Source organism: Methylotuvimicrobium sp. KM2 (assembly GCF_038051925.1).
Taxonomy (GTDB): domain Bacteria; phylum Pseudomonadota; class Gammaproteobacteria; order Methylococcales; family Methylomonadaceae; genus Methylotuvimicrobium.
Map to the genome: position 1 here is coordinate 4,687,267 of NZ_CP150634.1, position 15,412 is coordinate 4,702,678.

Consider the following 15,412-nt stretch of genomic DNA (forward strand, 5'->3'; position numbering starts at 1 on the left):
CTCCAGGATTGTCCTTCGGTCTAGTGGCGGCCATTATACAAAAACCTTACCAATATTAAGAATAATCGACACCGAAAATACCCGTTAGATTGCAGGCTACATTTAAACTGTAACCTTCATGAAGGTCTAGCCATCGCCCCGGCAATTGAAAGTTCTCTGGTAGCGGAGGGTCCGGTCACTCGCCCGACAGGACGCCGTGAACCCAGCACCTAAATCATCCAAGATAGTTAACCATAGCCAATGGACTATGGAATTTAGGTGCTGGGTGAATACGTCCCTGTAGGCTCGACGGCGGCTGTCCTTGCCGCCGACGCCTATCGATCGAGCAACCGCACCCTCTTCGGAACCGACATTAGTTTTTTTATATCGTAAAATCAGATAAGGAATGCAAAACTGCGAAATTTCACAGTAAGATCAATATTTACTCCCTTTATAGTCAAAAAATGGCTAACTTTATGAAGGTATGGGGTGTGGCTAGCGAGGATGTCGGCAGCAGGGAAAGCTGCCGTCAAGCCCCCATGGAAGGGTTTACGAAGGTCCTCGATAGACACATCTCACACCTTTTATTCTTAGACGGTTTTTCGATCAAAAGGGAGTAATTCTTTGATTACCTCCATCGATATGTAAACTCGAAGTTTACATTCAGGAAATTATCCCATTCCCGAAGCTCCGTATTCTCTAGCCTCAAGCAGTTTTTTGACTAAATTTATTATCGAAAAACGCGAAGGTTTTTTAGATGAAAATTAATGCGCAAAAAGGATGATCCAAAAATGGACTCTTTGTTGCGATGACAGCAAAGCTTGCCTTTATGGCTGGCGTGTTTTTCTAGAAGTGGACAAAATTGCGACAAGAACCAAGTTATTAGACTTCGCTAATAAACTAGTTTTTTATAACCTATTGATTTGATTGGTGCCTGAGGCCGGAATCGAACCGGCACGGTGTTGCCACCGAGGGATTTTAAGTCCCTTGCGTCTACCAATTTCGCCACCCAGGCATTTGAGGATGTCGTAGAGCTGGTCATTGTACCTTATGCCAGACGGCATTCGCCAGTATTTTTTTGCTTGTGTTTTAATTTAAAGGGTACGGACCTTTCCTATTTTCCGTTACGTCTGTAAGTAAATTGATGAAACGGCGACCCATTGCAAATTGACGATAGCGGAAGCTTCTCCCGTTTTGCTATTGCCTGGATACAAGATACATTTTGAAATATATACTTTTCCTTGAGGAACTCGCTTTGCATTCATTATTTCTTCGTCCTTTTATATCCCGTTGCCTGTTGATAGCTTTGCTCTCAAGCCTTGGCTCGGTTGCCGCCGATACAAGCCGGCTTGCGGTCGGTCAATTCTCCGCAGGTAGCCTTGTCGGTTGGAAACCTAAGGCGTTTAAAGGTACGACACTTTATACCATCGAACTGCTCGACGATATTCGCGTGTTAAGAGCACAAAGCGAACAAGCTGCGTCCGGTTTATTTAAAGAGCAGCGTATCGATCTTCAAAAAACGCCTTATTTGAATTGGCGTTGGCGCATCGAAAACCGTTTAGGAAATATCGACGAGCAAAGTAAGTCCGGCGACGATTATGCGGCTCGTATCTATGTGGTGGTTAGCGGCGGCTGGGCATTTTGGCGAACGCGGGCGATCAATTATGTTTGGGCCGGGAATTCGCCGAAAGGCATGGTCTGGCCGAATGCTTTTGCCGGCCAAAATGCGATAATGATCGCTTTGCGTTCGGCTGACGACCAAACCGCTACTTGGTATCAGGAAAAACGGAACGTATTACGCGATTTGGAAGCGCAATTCGGCGAAGCTATTCGCTACATTGATGCCGTGGCATTGATGACCGATACCGATAATGCCGGCGGCAGCGCCGAAGCTTATTATGGCGACATCTATTTCTCGCGGGATTGATAAATTTGCGCGTTCCTAAGATAAAAGTCATTTCGTTATAACGTCAAAAATAAAACCGCGCATCGGCATTGTTTTGCGCAAAGTATATAATGACCGGTTTGCCGACTTTATTCAGACGTAGCAATGACCGATCAAAAGAAGATTTTAAGCTCCGATATCCGTTATGAATGCGGCGACTCCGCTTATACGCGCGGGCTCAGCTATTACCAAAGCGGCATGGTATCGAAAATGAACATTGTCGAAGAGGGGGACCGGCATGTCCAATTGACGTCCTCGGTCAAAGGGAGCGGTAACAACCATTATCAACAAAATATAAAAGTCACCTGGAACGACAAATTCAATAATGTTGAAATCTTCGGCTATTGCTCCTGTCCGATGCATTTTAACTGTAAGCATGTCGCGGCGGTTTGCCTTAAATACCGCAATGACATGACCGACATGCCTATTAAAACCGCTAGCCATACATCAAGTTGGCTGGGTTGGCTCGAAACACTTAACAAACAAACATCCGCCAAATCGCCTTATCAAGATTTTCTTGCCTATACCCTGCTGCCGGCCTCGAAAAAAGGGGAGTTCAATCTCGATTTGACGATTACCCGTGAAAAGAAAACCGGCGGTCTATCCAAGGGCCGTAAAACTACAGTCAATAATCTGCGCTATGGATATGCTTCAAACACTTATTTTCAAGAAGGCGACGAAGAACTCATTCGTTTAATCACCGCTTTACCCAGTACTTATGAAGGCGTACCGATCATTAACGGCGCGACTGGTTATTTGGTTATAACACAAGCCGTTAAAACCGGACGTTTGTTTTATCAGTCATTGGATGAACCGGCGATAACGAACGGCGAATTACGCGATTTAAATTTCGAATGGCTCATGCAGGATAATGGCGATTTTCAGTTGGTATTGACCATCGAACATGACGCTATTTTAATCTTGACCGAACCGCCGATGTATCTGGAACCGGCAAACGGTTTAATCGGGCCTTTGAATGTACATGGAATTGATTTTCAACAATTGCAAAAAATTCTGACGATTCCGCGTATTCCCGCCGAAGCCGCCGAAGAGTTTAGCGAGCGTTTAACGCTTCAGCATCCCGAATTACCTTTACCGCCGCCGCGCAGGATTGAAATCGTTGAACTGCGGGGTCAAAAGCCCCGCCCGAAACTGACATTGTTCGGCACGCAATTTACGACGTCGAATTATGTCCATGCAATGACGGTCGGTTTCGATTATGCCGGGCATATTTTTGCGGCGCATCCGCTCGAAAAAAATCAAGCGCACAGTTTTTATTCGAAAACGGATAATGCTTCAGCCGAACCGGAACGCCATGTTTGGGAAGTGATTAAAACCGAACAAGGCTTATTGCGTATCGCACGCGACCAGGATGCCGAATCCGAGGCGATTCAACGCTTAACCGTTCAAGGCTTTCGTTCGATGGATTGGCCCGGCAACACGGAATTTGTCATGACCGCACAGACGGATCCTTCTGACGCGAGCGGGGCGGTTCGTTGGGGTGCATTCTTGCAAAATACCGTTCCCGAACTGGAACAAGCCGGTTGGCTAATTGAAATTAACGATAGCTTTTTGATGAAATTCCAAGAAGCCGATACTTGGAATGCCGAAATCGACGAAAGCGGTAACGATTGGTTTGAAATGCGTTTTAATATTAACGTGGACGGTCAGTCGCTACCGCTTTTGCCTTTGATCATGCCGGTCTTGGAAAATTTTAAAGGAGACCAATTACCCGAAATGCTGAGCATTCCGATGGGCGAGCATCAATACTTAAACATTCCGTCGGAGCGTATCAAGCCGTTCTTGGATATCTTGTTCGAGTTATTCGATGCCGGTACTTACAGTGACCAGGGCGTATTGACCCTATCACGTTTTAATTCGGTCGCATTAGCCGATTTGGAAACGCACAGTTACGGCCTTTTCAGCCTAAAAGGCGGTAAGGCGCTTCGCGAAGTCGCTAAGAAGTTACGGGATTTCAAAGGTATCGCCAACGTTGTGCCGCCCGAAGGCTTGAATGCGCAATTGCGCGACTATCAACAACTAGGGCTCAATTGGCTGCAATTTATGCGCGAATATCAATTCGCGGGAATTTTGGCCGACGATATGGGGCTCGGTAAAACTATTCAAACGCTAGCGCATATCCAATTGGAAAAAGAGCAGGGGCGCTTGACTGCTCCCTGTCTAATCATCGCCCCGACCAGTCTGATGGGCAATTGGCGGCGCGAAGCCGAGCGCTTTACCCCAAGTTTGAGAGTCTTAATACTACAAGGCGTCGATCGAAAACAGCATTTTCATAAAATCAACGATTTCGATATCGTACTGACGACCTATCCTTTGTTGCCGCGCGACGAGGAGGCGCTGACCGAGCCCGATTATCATTATTTGATTCTCGACGAGGCGCAAATTATCAAAAACCCAAAGGCCAAGGCATCGGCCATCGTCAGAAGAATCAATGCGAATCATCGATTATGTTTAACCGGCACGCCGCTGGAAAATCACTTGGGCGAATTATGGGCTCAATTCGATTTCTTGATGCCGGGCTTTCTCGGCGACAGCGCTTTTTTCAAGCGCATCTATCGTACGCCGATCGAGACCCACGGCGACTATAAGCAACGCAAGCGCTTGTCGCGCCGACTCGAACCTTTTTTACTGCGTCGGACCAAGCAAGAGGTTGCCAAGGAATTACCACCGAAAACTGAAATGATCCGATCGGTGCCGCTAGACTCCAAACAGGCGGCCTTATACGAGAGTATAAGATTGACTATGGAAAAGAAGGTTCGCGATGCGATTGCGCAAAAAGGGTTGGCGCGCAGCCACATTACGATATTGGATGCCTTGCTGAAATTGCGCCAAACCTGCTGCGACCCGAGAACATTAAACTTGAAAGAGGCGCAAAAAGTCAAACAGTCGGCTAAACTCGATTTATTGATGGAGTTGCTGCCCGAGTTACTCGAGGAAGGCCGTAGGATTTTGGTATTCTCGCAATTCACGAAGATGATCGCACTCATCGAAGCGGAATTGAAAACCCGGAAAATTGCTTATAGTAAATTGACCGGCCAGACTAAAAACCGTGACGAAGCGATTAATTTATTTACCGGCGGCACAGTCGACGTATTTCTGATTAGTCTCAAGGCGGGCGGTGTCGGCTTAAATCTTACCGAGGCAGACACAGTGATCATTTACGATCCTTGGTGGAATCCGGCAGTGGAAAGTCAAGCCGCCGATCGGGCTTATCGAATCGGTCAAGACAAGCCGGTATTCGTTTACAAGTTGATTACCGAAAACACGGTCGAAGAGAAAATTCTTGCCTTGCAGGAAAAAAAGCGTGCATTGGCGTCCGGAGTTTATCAGGAAAACAACGAGCAAGGTTTTAATTTGACCGCGGACGATTTGACCGCATTGTTCGATCCGGTACAGTCGTAGGCATTGATCCAATAAAAAGTATCTTGTCCACGAAACACGCGAAAATATTTGGCATTTTGGCTGGCCGGGGTTTGCAACCCCGCCCCGCTCGAAGGGACGACGAAGGCGACTCTCCCTCAGAGGGTGTTAATGCACTGTGGGAGCGATCCCCAGATCGCGATTTCGAGGCCGTGAATGTCAAGTTACAATAAATAGCATCAAGGCCACATTGTCTAAGATTGCTAAAAGGTAATACATGACTTATGTATAGCGATGAGATCCGTAAATTGGGAAAGCAATACGGATTGACCGTTTTTTTAGCTTGATGCGCATGGGTTTGCAATCCCAGCCTAAACCGTTTAAAAAATGCAAACTTCGTGTAATCTGTGACCATTGAGATCAATCATAATAACCGGGCCTTAAACGATGAACGATTATCCGCCGCATATTGAAGTCATCAATGATGCAGGTCCTTACCCGCCTGGCTCGCCTCCCCAACGCTGGTTTCTTTCCCGTTTACCAATCTTTCTCGGCGTTTTCCTGAGCGCATTGCTCATCGGCTTGGCTTACAACTACAGCCGCCCTGCAATATACCGCAGCACTGCAACTTTACTGACTTCGGCAATGACCGCGATCGATCAGACCTCGGAAACCGCCGATATTCAGCATGTCGCGATACAACGGCAAATTTTGCTGGGCCGCGAACTATTGAATGAAACGCTCAAGAGACTCGAGATAACGCATCCGCAAGCCAATCTCACTTTAGAAGACGTCAAGGAAATCTTGCAAGTCCAATCGTTGCCCGACACGCAATTGGTCGAGATGCAGGCCGAGGGCGAAATGCCGGAGATTTTATCGGCTTTGATCAATACTTGGATAGACGTATATTTGGATGCCAGAGCGGCGGAAATCGAAAGCAGCAAAGGTAAGACTATACAAATCGTCAAGGATGAATTGACCGAATTGGAAATTAAAATCGAACAAGCTCGGAACGCGCTGATAGAATTTAGGAACGAACATGACATCGCCTCGACCGAGCGACAAGAAAATACGGTATTGGCTAAACTGACCGGGCTCACGGCGGCATTGAATAACGCCAATGAGGCCGAAGTCAAAGCCAAGGCTCGACTCGAAGCCGTCGAAAAGGCCATCGAAGAAGGTCAAGCCGTCGTGCCGACTCAGGATCAACGCAGCCTGGATCAATTGGAGCAACGCTTGCAACAGCTCAGGGAAAAGCTGGCCGAATTCGACAAACGCTATACCCGGGAATACCTGGCTCGGCAACCGTCGATGCGATTCATTCCCGAGGAAATTAAAAAGCTCGAAAAGGAAATTGCAGCCAAGCAGCAATACGGCACAAGAATCGTTCATACCGATGCGATGCAAGAATACCAGGCCGCTAAAATGACGCTCGATCGTATTCGTCAACAGCTCGAGGACCACAAACGCATGGCGTCGGAGTTTAGCTCGCGTTTCGCGCAACACGAAACTCTGAAAGCCGATCTCGATGGACTCGAAAAAATTTACCGAGAAACGCAAGAACGCCTGGCTCAAATCGAAACGCGTCCGGTTGAAAAATACCCTCAGGTTACCGTGATTGACCGAGCCTTTCTTGCCCGCGACCCCATCAGCCCGAATTACAAGCGAGATACAGTGATTATCGTTATCGGTTCAGTCATGCTCGGACTGTTCGGCGTTTGGCTGGCCGAGTTTTTACATCCGCCGAGGAAAAAACAATCGGACGATGCGTTTTCCGGTTTATCGGCCTACGCGAACCTAGGTTTTGGCGCAGGAAGGCTGGATTTGCCGCAAATCTCTCCCGAAAGGCTTGCGCAAATTCGCAATCATCAGCGACTGCATGCGCCAATGCTACGGGAATTGTCGGATGCCGATTTGCGCGCGCTGCTCAATGCTTCGAATACGATGGGTAAACAGTTAATTGTTTTGTTATTGCTTGGCGTTACATTGAAGGAAGCCGCGGCATTGACTCCCGAGCATCTGTATGCCGAGTCTGGAGAAATCCGGTTGAGCGGTGCCGTACCGAGAAACATTCCGCTCGACGGTCTATTGAGTTATTTTAACGAGCAACATCGATTTCCGGCCTGGTATACCGATAGCCCGCTAGCGGTCGGCGATCTTTCCGCGATTATAAGTGTTGCGGCGATCGATGCCGGCATGACACATCCCGAAGATTTCAATGCCGATGCCATTCGCCATACCTACATCGTGTATCTCATAAGACAAGGTTTGAAGTTATCCGAACTTGAAAACATCGTCGGAACGATAGCGCCTGCCGATTTAGTCGAATACGGGCGTTATTCGCCGTTACGCCCCGGTCTTTCAGTAACTGAAATCAACCGAATCCATCCGGCTTTGGAAACGGAAGCACTTCCGCCGGCGCAATGAACGAAAACAAATCATGCTCTTTTCGATCATAATCCCGACACTCAACGAACAAACCTCGATCGTTGAATGCCTTGGCAAACTGCAACACTTACGCGAACATGCGGAAATTATCGTATCGGACGGCGGCAGTAGCGATCGCACCGTGGCACTGGCCGAGGGTCTGGCCGACCGTGTCTTAACCGGCCCGGCCGGCCGCGCCAAGCAAATGAACCGGGGGGCAAAGTATGCGTATGGCGAAATCTTGATCTTTTTGCATGCCGATACGGTCTTGCCCGAACAAGCATTGAACTCGATTAATCATGCCTTGAACGAAGGCGCATATTGGGGGCGTTTCGATATTCGTCTGAGCGGTCGCCATTTCATGTTGAAGGTGATCGCCGCACTAATGAATCTACGTTCGCGATGGACCGGTATCGCGACCGGAGATCAGGCGATTTTCGTGAGTCGCAAAGCCTTCGATGCCGTGGGGGGCTTTCCCGATATCGCCTTGATGGAAGATATCGCGCTAAGCAAATCTTTGAAAAAATGGGGTAAACCCGCTTGCCTAGTCGATCGTGTCGTCAGTTCCGGCAGGCGCTGGGAAAGCTATGGCCTATACCGAACGATTCTATTGATGTGGAGTCTAAGACTTCGCTATTTTTTGGGCAGCCATCCGGAGACCTTGGCTCATCTCTACCGAACAGGAAAATTATGGAAACCGTAATCCGCTTATCTGTTGCGCTAGGTATTTTTTTGATCATGATCAGTTGGGAAGCGCTGCGACCAAGACGCAAGCAATCGCCCGACCGCAAACGACGCTGGCCGATCAATATCGGCTTGGCGCTGTTCAACATGCTGCTGATGCGATTGACGGTCGGGGGAGCGGCCTATCTGAGCGCGGTTTATGCGCAAGAGCAGTCTTGGGGAATTTTGAATGCGCTTGATATTCAAGGCTGGCCGGCGGTTGCGGTTACCTTGATCGCGCTCGATTTTGCGATTTACGGTCAGCATGTGCTCTCGCACAAATGGCCGTTGCTATGGCGTTTGCACCAGATTCATCACACCGATATGGCCTTCGATGCGACAACGGCGGTTCGCTTTCATCCGTTGGAAATCGTTTTTTCGATGTTCTATAAAATCGCATGGATCTTGTTGCTCGGCGCGGACCCGCTGGCCGTGATCGCCTTCGAAATCATCCTGAACGGAGCGGCTACGTTCAATCACGGCAATGTCGATATCCCGGAGCGAGTCGATAAAATACTCCGTTGGTTCATCGTCACGCCGGACATGCATCGTATTCATCATTCGACGATCCCAGTCGAAACCGACAGTAATTACGGCTTTTCGATTTCCTGTTGGGATCGCCTATGCGGCACCTACCGCGCCGAACCCAAACAAGCGCAAACCGAGATGCCGATCGGCCTAGCCCCTTATAGAAACCCCGAGGAACTGGGCTTCGCGAGTTTGTTGCGTTTACCGTTTAGCGGGCTACGCCGGGAGTGATGCGAGATATCGGTTTATCCTAGAAAAAGCGATTCACCATGAAGAGCATGAAGTGACATGAAGAATTACTCGCTTTAAATAGTGTTCGCACATCAAATTTCGGTTTTTTTACTCCCTCATCCTAGCCTTCTCCGAGAGGGAGAAAGTATTGAAGCGCCGAAATTTGATGTGCGATAGGTATATGACCAAAACCTTAGGTTTATTCCAGCTTAATTTGATCCTCGATCGTATGCGTTAACCGAACGTCCGGTAATTCCAAGGTCATCTTTACCTGCAAGGTTTCGGTTCCTTTCAACTCACCCGTTTCAACGGCCTTGACAATCGCGTGTTCAAGTTCTCGCTGTGAAGTCACGCCGACTTGTTTCAAAAACTTCCTGACTTCCATATTCAATGTATCTTCGTTCATTGTTGTCTCCGGTAAATCATCAAAAAAATTGAAAAAGAATCGAAAGCACTAATGCAATTCGGACTCTCGTCGTGCCCATCCGGTTAACATAAACCATAGCGCTTGAAACGATGTAGTTTTTTAAACGGTATTCAATTCAGCATTCTAATCGAATAATAAAGCAAAGAAGAAAGATTTCTGTTGACATAAAAATGAGAATCATTATTATTAGCACTACGATAGATATTTGACCTCTCCTAACTATCGTTTGGCGCACGATGCTTCGCTCTCTAAATATATCGCACACTGCGTGCGCCAATTTTTTTGCTCACTCGAATGAGGATGTCATGTTGGAAAATCAATCGGAAACATCGGCTCTGCATGAAGTTACACATCTTCATGCGAGTACGTTAATGCTAATTACCCAATTCAGTAACGGACATCATTGCCCGAAACTGGCGCACATGATCGTCAATCAATTACGCCGACTCATTACCGAGTCCGAGCTGGAACAACTGCCCAAGGGCCAGGAAATGTACCGGCAATTACTCAGTCATTGGCAGCAAGTAACGCATACGTTGTTGGAACAGCGGCAACAAAACCCTAAGCGCACTCAATTACACTGAGTTTGTTCAGGATGAAACCCTATAAATTCAATCGCCAACATGTTGAACGCCTTTTCGTTTATTCGGCTATGCCCCGCGCCGCTAAACTGCAAATATTCGAAAACCGCTTGCGCTTGCTTTTGCGTAATGTTAGCGAATGCGCCGACGATTGCCGATGAGAAGGCCGCGATGAAAGATACGGTGAAGCTCGATACGATGATTGTCGAAGGCTCTTCAAGCGCCCGTCCGCTGGATGAAGAGCCTGGCACCGCTTCGGTAATCGATGCCGAGACGATAGAACGGCGAATGGTTCGCAGCATCAAAGATTTGATCCGTTACGAGCCGGGCGTCAACGTCGGCAACGATCCGCAACGTTTCGGCGCGACCGGCTTTACGATTCGCGGTCTCGGCGGCAACCGCGTGTTGATGCAAGTCGACGGCGTTCGCTTGCCGGACGCTTTTTCGATCGGCTCGTTCGCCTCGGCGACGCGAAACATGGTCGACATGGATGCGCTGAAATCGGTCGAAATCATCCGCGGCGCAGGGTCTGCCCAATACGGCGGAGATGCGCTGGGCGGCACGGTCGGCTTTGTCACTAAAGACCCGCGTGATTATCTCGACACATTCGGCAACGATTATTATGCCGACGCCAAACTCGGGTACAACACGACCGATCAAAGTTTTCTGAAAACTGCTACATTGGCAGGCGCATCATTTGGTTTTGAAAGCTTGCTGCTGTTAACGCACTCAGAAAGCGCAGAAACCGACACGAAAGGCGACAACAAGGAGCTGAATCCGAGACGGACCGCGCCAAGCCCTCAGGACAACGAAGTCTACAACGGACTCGGCAAGCTGCTCTACCGTTTCGACGATGACAACGTGCTACGCTTAACCGGCGAGTGGATGCACAGCGAGTCCGAGCTCGACGCTTATCATGCCAGAGATCCATTGGGCATCGGCTTTCCTCCGAACACAAAAATATTCAGCCTGATCACCGATGACAGACAAACGCGTTGGCGGATTTCGTTGGATCATACGCTTAAACATATCGACTTTGCGTTATTCGATAGCGCATTCTGGCGCGTATACCGGCAAAAGACTGCGGCGACACAAGAAACTTGGCAAGATCGCGACAATCCGCTGAATAAACGCCATCTGATCCACCGTATTTTCAGCTTCGATAACGACGATTTCGGTGGGGAAATTCGCTTCGACAAGCTTTTCTCGACCGGTATTTTCGATCATGCGTTGCAATACGGCGGTCAAATCAGCATGAACACGATTACGCAGAAGCGGGACGGCACAATAACCTATACCAGCGGTAATCCGCCATTCATTCAACCGGGAACCGTTTCGAAAACCGTCCCGCCCGACACGTTTCCTGTCCGCGATTTTCCTGAAAGCTTAGTGACGAAGGCGGGTGCTTATCTTCAAGACAACATCACGTTTTTTGATCGGCGCGTAGAGCTGATTCCCGGTGTACGTATCGAGTTCTACTCTTTAAAGCCGCAAAAAGACCGACTATACGATGCGACGTCGGAGGTGCAGCCGACTGAACTCGACGAGTACAAGATTCTGCCTAAGTTGGGCGCGTTAATCCATCTCACCGATGAATTAACAATTCACGGGCAATATGCGGAAGGGTTCCGCGGCCCGAATTTTGGCGAAAGCAACTCCGGTTTCGTCAACGATCAATTCGGTTATCAAACGATCCCGAACTTCAATCCGGCACCCGAAACCAGCACCGGTTTTGAGGTCGGTTTGCGCGGCAAAGGTGCGGCCGGAACGTTCGATCTGACTTTTTTTCGCAACGATTACCAGAATTTTTTGTTTTTGGATACGGTTTGCGTACCTTCGGCGGCGACCGGATTCTGTTTGGCCTACGGCGATACGCCAAGATTGACATTTCAGCAAATCAATAACCCGGACGATATCCGGATTCAGGGCGTCGAATTCAAAAGCCAACTTTACTTAGATTGGTTCCACGAAACTTTGGAAGGAGCGAGTCTAATAGTCAGCGGATCGTATGCTGAGGGCGTCAATCTCGAAACCGGTTCCGTAAACGACGTGTCCTTACGCGGCATCAGCCCGGCCAAAGGCGTGATCGGTCTGCGCTACGAAGAACCTTCGGGAATCTGGGGTTCTGAATTGATATTAACATTGGTCGACGCCAAGCGTCCGAAGACAGCGCCGGACGATGCGCAATTCCTGCCCCGAGGATACGGCGTCGTCGACTTTAACGGCTACTATCGTTTCAACGACCATGTTTCGGTTAACGTCGGCGCGTTCAATCTATTCGACAAAACCTATATCGACTGGGAAGACATCAATACGCGGGCCGGCGACCCGCATGCAACCTTCGGAGCCTACGCGAACGCCGATTTCTGGAAGCGTTATTCGCGACCGGGGCGCAACGTCGGCGCGACGTTAAAAATAGCATTTTGAGATACAACGATGCACTCAAGCTACCAAGATATTAAACAAAAACTGTCGTCGTTATTCGACGAATTATTCACACATGAAGGCTATGCCGACATGCACATCGAAATGCGAATTCTCAAACGGGGACAAAAAGAGGTGATTCTGCATTGCGGCAAACAATACCGTTATGTTGCCGATTTTCGGCCCGGTGATGACTCGCTAAATGCCTACAAGGAAACCGGCGGTCATGCACTCGAATTCGTCCGGTGCGAATCGAGGCGCTAATAAAGTCTTTTCAATGGCGTCTTGCCGCCGCGCCCTCCATGTCTTCGATAGAGTTGCGGATTGACTGTTCGGGATCGAATCAAAGCGGCTTTAAAAATTTATACCGACTCGCCCTGCGTCTTTGAGGTTAAGAGAAGGGTTTTTAGGATTTGGTCATAAATAACTTCCCTATTTTTGGAGGGTTCGGTAACTCGATTGGCAGGTGTCGGCGGCAGGGAAAGCCGCCGTCAAGCCTACAAGGACGTATTCACGGCGTACTGCCAGGCGAGTTACCGAACCCTCGACAAAGCTCATAACTCCAGGAAGTTATTTTTCGCGAAATCCTTAACTTTCATTTACGAGGATAAAGCATGAAAACTTTATTGAGATTAACTTTAAGCGCAACATTTTTAAGCGTATCCGGCCTGGCTGCGGCCGATATACAAAACGGCCCGAATCCTTACAATCCGGGATACGGTTTCGATGCCCCGCACGCGGCATCTTGGGGCGGATGGACGCGCGGCGATGCCGGTACGCTATACGCCGAATGGGATACCTTCATCGATGCTTCCTATGGCACTGCAACCGACCGCACCGCAGCTCCGGATGTCGGCGAAGCCATTGCCTCCGATGCGTATGCCGCCTGGAGCGCAGGGACGTTTGTTGCTGGCTCGGGAAACCTTTACAGTTTTTCGGTTCCTCAACACTATAACTTCTCAGTTACCGGTAACGTCGGTATGGGACAAGTTCGGGCTGTTCTGCAATTCGAAACTTCGGGCATACAGATGAATTATGACTCGATTAAATTAAACAATTTGGCGCCTACCTTTACCGAGAAAACGTTTTATGACGATGCCTTCCCAAGCTCTATGGGCCCAACCGATTTAGTACACTACCTGGCTATCTGGGACTTACCTGCAGAGCCTCTCACATATAATTTTTCATTCAATAGTCCGCCACATCAAAGCCTAACTCAGGTTGCGATCGATATTGCCGCGGCTTCTCTTTTTGATCATGATCTTGAGCCTGGGCCGACACCGGACCCCGATACAACGCCGGATTCGCCTGCATGGACCCGACTAGACCTTGCTGTCGTGGATATGCTAGACGATGTACCAAGTCTATTGGCCCAGATCGGCGAAAAAGCCTACTTGCTACCTGAAAACGCAAACAGAAGTTTTGCAGTGACCGATACTGGGATTTTATCCAGTCTAAAAGATGACGTAAGTACGATTACAGACGGTAAGCTTTATATCTTGGGTATGGAAACGACTAAAGTTTACGAGTTAAATGAAGATCATCTTGTGGAACGGTCTGAACTTGAAGCCATGCCGACATCCCGGTTCGAGGCAACTGCGCTAACTACGGATCGAGGGGAAATATTTGTCTTCGGCGGCAAACAAACCCGGTCGAATGGCGCAAGCAGAATGATCAATCGTCTCGAAAGCTTTAATCCCGAAACCAATGAATGGAAAAGGCATCGCAACATACCCGGTATTAATCGGCGCGAAGGCGCCGCCTTGGCCGCTGTCTCTATCGACGGCAAAACCCACGCCTATCTTCTAGGCGGCGGCGTGCTGCAAAAAAATAGACTATTCGGTGCGATTGCGGCCTACGATTTTGAGCTCAATCGCTGGCAGACGAGAGCCATGACTCCGATGCCGACGCCGAGGGTATTTCAAAGCGGTATACAGGCCCCGGTGTTGGATGGAAAAATCTATCTAATCGGCGGACGTTCCGTTAATAGCGCCGGCGGCTTGTCCAAGTCGGATAAAGTCGAAATCTATGACCCGGTGTCCAATACTTGGCAAATCGGCCCGAACTTGCCTAAAGAGATAGCCGAGCCGTTATCGTTTACGGTCGATGGAAAAATTTACGTCATCGATGCAGGTCAACAACCCGCGCAATCGGCAATAACCGCATGGGAGCTGGATAGCGCCTGGAAACCCTCGCTGGAAGAAGATCAAACCTGCGATTTAGATGGCGATGGACGATTCACTAATCGCGATGTCAATTTGTTTGCCCGCGCTTGCAGAGCCGGAACGGCTTACTGGAATTGCGATTTAACCGAAGACGGTGCGTCTATCGCTAGAAATGTTAGGGAATATCGGCGCCAATGGAGTGATTATTGGAACCAAGCATGCCCCTAAGTAATAAAGCGAGGGGGTTATTCATGACTCAGTTAATAAAATAAAGCTGTATCGCCGTATTGGCCGGCTATGCCGGTCTAGCTGCGGCCGATCTTTTCCAGAAGCCTCTAATCCTATGTGCCCGCCTACGGTTTCGTTAATTCCCATGAAGCCATTTTGGGTAGTTGGACTCGAGGCGACGACGGGAGCTTATACGCCAAATGGTGCGCGTTCAACGATGTTTCCCTTAGTATCGAAACGGATAAGGCCGCTGTACTTGATGTCGACAATATCGAGGTTCCCGTTCCTGCCTTCGCCTGGCTGTTGAATTCGAGCGTGCTGGGCTTGATCGGTTGGCGGCGCAGTCAAAATGCGCCTGCGATTTTAGGCTAAA

At 48.9% G+C, this 15,412-nt stretch carries 11 protein-coding genes and 1 tRNA gene; 10 read left to right on the top strand and 2 right to left on the bottom strand.

Annotated features, from left to right (window positions below):
* Positions 1–907 precede the first annotated feature (907 nt).
* Positions 908–994: transfer RNA gene (locus WJM45_RS19805), tRNA-Leu, on the bottom strand.
* A 240-nt stretch (positions 995–1,234) separates the two neighbouring features.
* Between WJM45_RS19805 and WJM45_RS19810 the strand changes: the two genes are divergently transcribed.
* From WJM45_RS19810 to WJM45_RS19830, 5 genes are all read left to right on the top strand, one after another.
* On the top strand, positions 1,235–1,906 hold the full coding sequence (locus tag WJM45_RS19810; protein WP_341326739.1) for a DUF3047 domain-containing protein: 672 nt from the start codon (positions 1,235–1,237) through the stop codon (positions 1,904–1,906).
* A gap of 123 nt (positions 1,907–2,029) precedes the next feature.
* A complete protein-coding gene (locus tag WJM45_RS19815; RefSeq protein ID WP_341326740.1) occupies positions 2,030–5,347 on the top strand; it encodes a DEAD/DEAH box helicase in 3,318 nt (1,105 codons plus the stop codon).
* 405 nt (positions 5,348–5,752) lie between these two features.
* On the top strand, positions 5,753–7,732 hold the full coding sequence (locus WJM45_RS19820) for an integrase (RefSeq protein WP_341326741.1): 1,980 nt from the start codon (positions 5,753–5,755) through the stop codon (positions 7,730–7,732).
* Between the two features lie 13 nt (positions 7,733–7,745).
* The gene (locus WJM45_RS19825; protein WP_341326742.1) at positions 7,746–8,435 is read left to right on the top strand and encodes a TIGR04283 family arsenosugar biosynthesis glycosyltransferase; all 690 of its coding nucleotides are present in this window, start codon (positions 7,746–7,748) and stop codon (positions 8,433–8,435) included.
* Positions 8,423–9,214, top strand: a complete 792-nt coding sequence (locus tag WJM45_RS19830; protein ID WP_341326743.1) for a sterol desaturase family protein — start codon at positions 8,423–8,425, stop codon at positions 9,212–9,214. The genes WJM45_RS19825 and WJM45_RS19830 overlap by 13 nt, the downstream gene beginning before the upstream one ends.
* A gap of 199 nt (positions 9,215–9,413) precedes the next feature.
* Here the strand turns inward: WJM45_RS19830 and WJM45_RS19835 are convergent, their stop codons facing one another.
* Entirely contained in the window at positions 9,414–9,620 is a 207-nt protein-coding gene (locus WJM45_RS19835) for a DUF6494 family protein (protein ID WP_341326744.1), read from the bottom strand.
* A gap of 326 nt (positions 9,621–9,946) precedes the next feature.
* Here WJM45_RS19835 and WJM45_RS19840 point away from each other — a divergent pair, with 326 nt between their 5' ends.
* The 5 genes from WJM45_RS19840 to WJM45_RS19860 all read left to right on the top strand — a co-directional run bounded on the left by WJM45_RS19840 (position 9,947) and on the right by WJM45_RS19860 (position 15,411).
* Positions 9,947–10,225, top strand: coding sequence for a hypothetical protein (locus WJM45_RS19840; protein WP_341326745.1), 279 nt, complete (start codon positions 9,947–9,949; stop codon positions 10,223–10,225).
* A 126-nt stretch (positions 10,226–10,351) separates the two neighbouring features.
* On the top strand, positions 10,352–12,649 hold the full coding sequence (locus tag WJM45_RS19845) for a TonB-dependent hemoglobin/transferrin/lactoferrin family receptor (protein WP_341326746.1): 2,298 nt from the start codon (positions 10,352–10,354) through the stop codon (positions 12,647–12,649).
* Positions 12,650–12,658: 9 nt separating this feature from the next.
* Entirely contained in the window at positions 12,659–12,910 is a 252-nt protein-coding gene (locus WJM45_RS19850; RefSeq protein WP_341326747.1) for a pilus assembly protein, read from the top strand.
* Positions 12,911–13,260: 350 nt separating this feature from the next.
* Positions 13,261–15,039, top strand: coding sequence for a kelch repeat-containing protein (locus WJM45_RS19855; RefSeq protein WP_341326748.1), 1,779 nt, complete (start codon positions 13,261–13,263; stop codon positions 15,037–15,039).
* Between the two features lie 156 nt (positions 15,040–15,195).
* Positions 15,196–15,411, top strand: coding sequence for a hypothetical protein (locus WJM45_RS19860; protein WP_341326749.1), 216 nt, complete (start codon positions 15,196–15,198; stop codon positions 15,409–15,411).
* The last annotated feature ends 1 nt before the right edge of the window (position 15,412 follow it).